Here is a 2,379-nt window from a genome sequence, read left to right as displayed (position 1 = left end):
GGCGCCGTCGACGGCCGCGGCGGCGCGGGCGGCGGCGTCGACGTTCGCGCGGCCCGGCGTCGCCAGGACGTGCTCGCCGACGACGGCACCGGTGAGGTCGGCGACGGCGGCGATGATCCGGCGGGGGGTGACGTCCAGTCCGGCGACGTGCGCGGCGGACGGCACGATCCGGTACAGCTCGGCGGTGCGGCCGGGGGTGCCCTCCCGCACGCCGTCCCGCATGACCAGGCCGCTGTCCTCCAGGCGGGCGAGGAGCTGGGACGCGGTGGGTTTGGAGATGCCGGTGAGGCGGGACAGCTCGGGCCGGGTGAGCGTCCCGCGGGCCAGGAGCACCTCGAGCGCGGCGCGGTCGTTGATGGCCCGCAGCAGGCTCGGGGTGCCCGGCGTGGGCACGGACGAGTCGGACGGCACGGTCATCGCGGGACGGCCTCTCTGAGTTAGGAAACTTTCCTAACCTGGCCCTGAAAGTAAGGACTCCTTCCGAACCCGTCAACCCCTCGTCACCGTTTCGTTGCCCTTCCGCCGCCCCGCGGGCAAGGGAGAAGCGGGGCCGTCCCCGGTGCCGGGACGGCCCCGCCTCGTGAGGGGGTGTCAGCGGGACAGCAGGTCGCGCGCGATGTGGGTCACCTGGATCTCGTCGGTGCCCGCGTAGATCTGGAAGGACTTGGCGTCCCGGGCGAGCTGCTCGACGCGGTACTCGCTCATGTAGCCGTTGCCGCCGAACAGCTGCACCGCCTCCTGGGTGACCTCGGCGGCGGCCTGCGCGGCGTACAGCTTCATCGCCGACGCCTCGGCGAGCGTCGGCGTGAGGCCCTTGCGCTGCATCTCCACATGCCGGAACACCAGGTTCTGGACGTTCAGCCGCGCCACCTCCATCTTCGCCAGCTTCAGCTGGATCAGCTGGAAGTCGCCGATCGGCTTGCCCCACAGCTCGCGCTTCCTGGCGTAGTCGACCGACAGGCGCAGGCACTCCTCGATGACGCCGAGCGCCATCGCGGCGACGCCCGCGCGCTCGGTGACGAAGTTCTGCCGGGCCGACTCCCTGCCGCTCTGTGAGCCCGTCCCGCCGCCGGTGAGGAGCCGGTCCGCGCCCGCGCGGACGTCGCTGAGGAACAGCTCGCCGGTGGGGGAGGAGTGCAGGCCCATCTTGCGCAGCGGCTTGCTCTGCTCGAGCCCCGGCATGCCCCGGTCCAGGACGAAGGTGAGGATCTCGCGGTCGCGCGGGTCGCGGCCGTCGTCGAGCTTGCAGTAGAACACGATCGTGTCGGCGTGCGGGCCGTTGGTGATGAACGTCTTGGAGCCGTTGAGGACGTAGCCGTCGCCGTCGCGGCGCGCGGTGGCCTGCATCCCGCCGAAGGCGTCCGACCCGGAGTTCGGCTCGGTGATCGCCCACGCGCCGACCTTGTCCATGGTGAGCAGGTCCAGGCCCCACCGCCGCTTCTGCTCGGCACTGCCCCGCTTCATGATCGTCCCGGCGGCGAGGCCGAGGCTGACGCCCATCGCGGTGACCAGGCCCGGCGACACCTTGCACAGCTCGACGATCGGCAGGATGTTCAGCGATGCGTTCACGCCCCCGCCGCCGGACTTCTCCCCGTCCCCGCCCTCACCCTCACCCTTGCCCTCGCTCTCGCCGGAGGCGGCGCGCTCCTCCTTCTCCAGCCGGGCGTTGAAGGAGGTCCGCGCCATCTCGTCCATGCCGAAGGTCCGGAACAGGTCCCGGACGAGGTCGTAGGGCGGCAGGTCCCCGGCGTCCAGGGCGTCCATCCGCGGACGGACCTTCTCATCGACCCACGCGCGCACCGCGTCGCGGATCATGACGTCCTCGTCGGACCATTCGATCATGCTTCGTCCCGCCTTCGTCGGACCGGTTCGTCCGGTCCATCCTGGCAGACGAAGAAAGTAAGCGCTTATTTTAGTCAGGGTGTTCAGTGGTTCCCGGACACCACGATCTCCGGCCGGAGCCGCACGCCCGCGCCGAAGTGCTCCCGGGGAGGTGGACCGCCGGCGGCGGAGTGCTCTCCGAGACCGCCGGCACCACCGACCGGGTCACCGCCGTCACCGCCGGTTCCCCCAGGGTCACCGGCGCGCTCACCTCCACCCTCGGTCTCGCGTTCGGCGGCAAAGATCCGTCACTTGATGAGATGGCCGAACTACAGTGAGTCGCCGGTGCGGGTGTCGCGCTTCGACCCTGCCCGGTGCGCCGCAGGGGCGCGCACATCCAGGAGCATTGCAGGGGGAGTCTCGTCATGAGCAGGAACATCACCGGCGTCATGATCCGTCTCGGCGCCGCCGTTCTGGCCGTCGGCCTGGCCGGCCCGGGCACCGCGGTCGCGGGCACGGCCGGCACCGCCTGGACCACCTCTGCCGGGCCGGCGGCGG

The 2,379-nt window shown here is 71.4% G+C and carries 3 protein-coding genes; 1 reads left to right on the top strand and 2 read right to left on the bottom strand.

Annotation, left to right across the window (positions count from 1 at the left end; all coding sequences use genetic code 11):
- Positions 1 to 417 (bottom strand): helix-turn-helix transcriptional regulator (locus tag EBO15_RS43210; RefSeq protein WP_122200194.1); only part of this gene is annotated, 417 nt, incomplete at its 3' end.
- Between the two features lie 174 nt (positions 418 to 591).
- Positions 592 to 1,842, bottom strand: coding sequence for an acyl-CoA dehydrogenase family protein (locus tag EBO15_RS43205; RefSeq protein ID WP_122200193.1), 1,251 nt, complete (start codon positions 1,840 to 1,842; stop codon positions 592 to 594).
- Positions 1,843 to 2,012: 170 nt separating this feature from the next.
- Between EBO15_RS43205 and EBO15_RS44985 the strand changes: the two genes are divergently transcribed.
- Entirely contained in the window at positions 2,013 to 2,159 is a 147-nt protein-coding gene (locus EBO15_RS44985; protein ID WP_158628515.1) for a hypothetical protein, read from the top strand.
- Positions 2,160 to 2,379: the final 220 nt, after the last annotated feature.

The organism is Actinomadura harenae (assembly GCF_003696215.1).
GTDB lineage: Bacteria > Actinomycetota > Actinomycetes > Streptosporangiales > Streptosporangiaceae > Spirillospora > Spirillospora harenae.
The sequence above is the reverse complement of the archived record's forward strand: the minus strand, read 5'-3'. Positions and strand labels throughout refer to the sequence as shown.

Bases quoted from the DNA above. Each gene is read 5' to 3' on its own strand.
- EBO15_RS43205 (WP_122200193.1), bottom strand. From the start codon at position 1,842: ATGATCGAATGGTCCGACGAGGACGTCATGATCCGCGACGCGGTGCGC.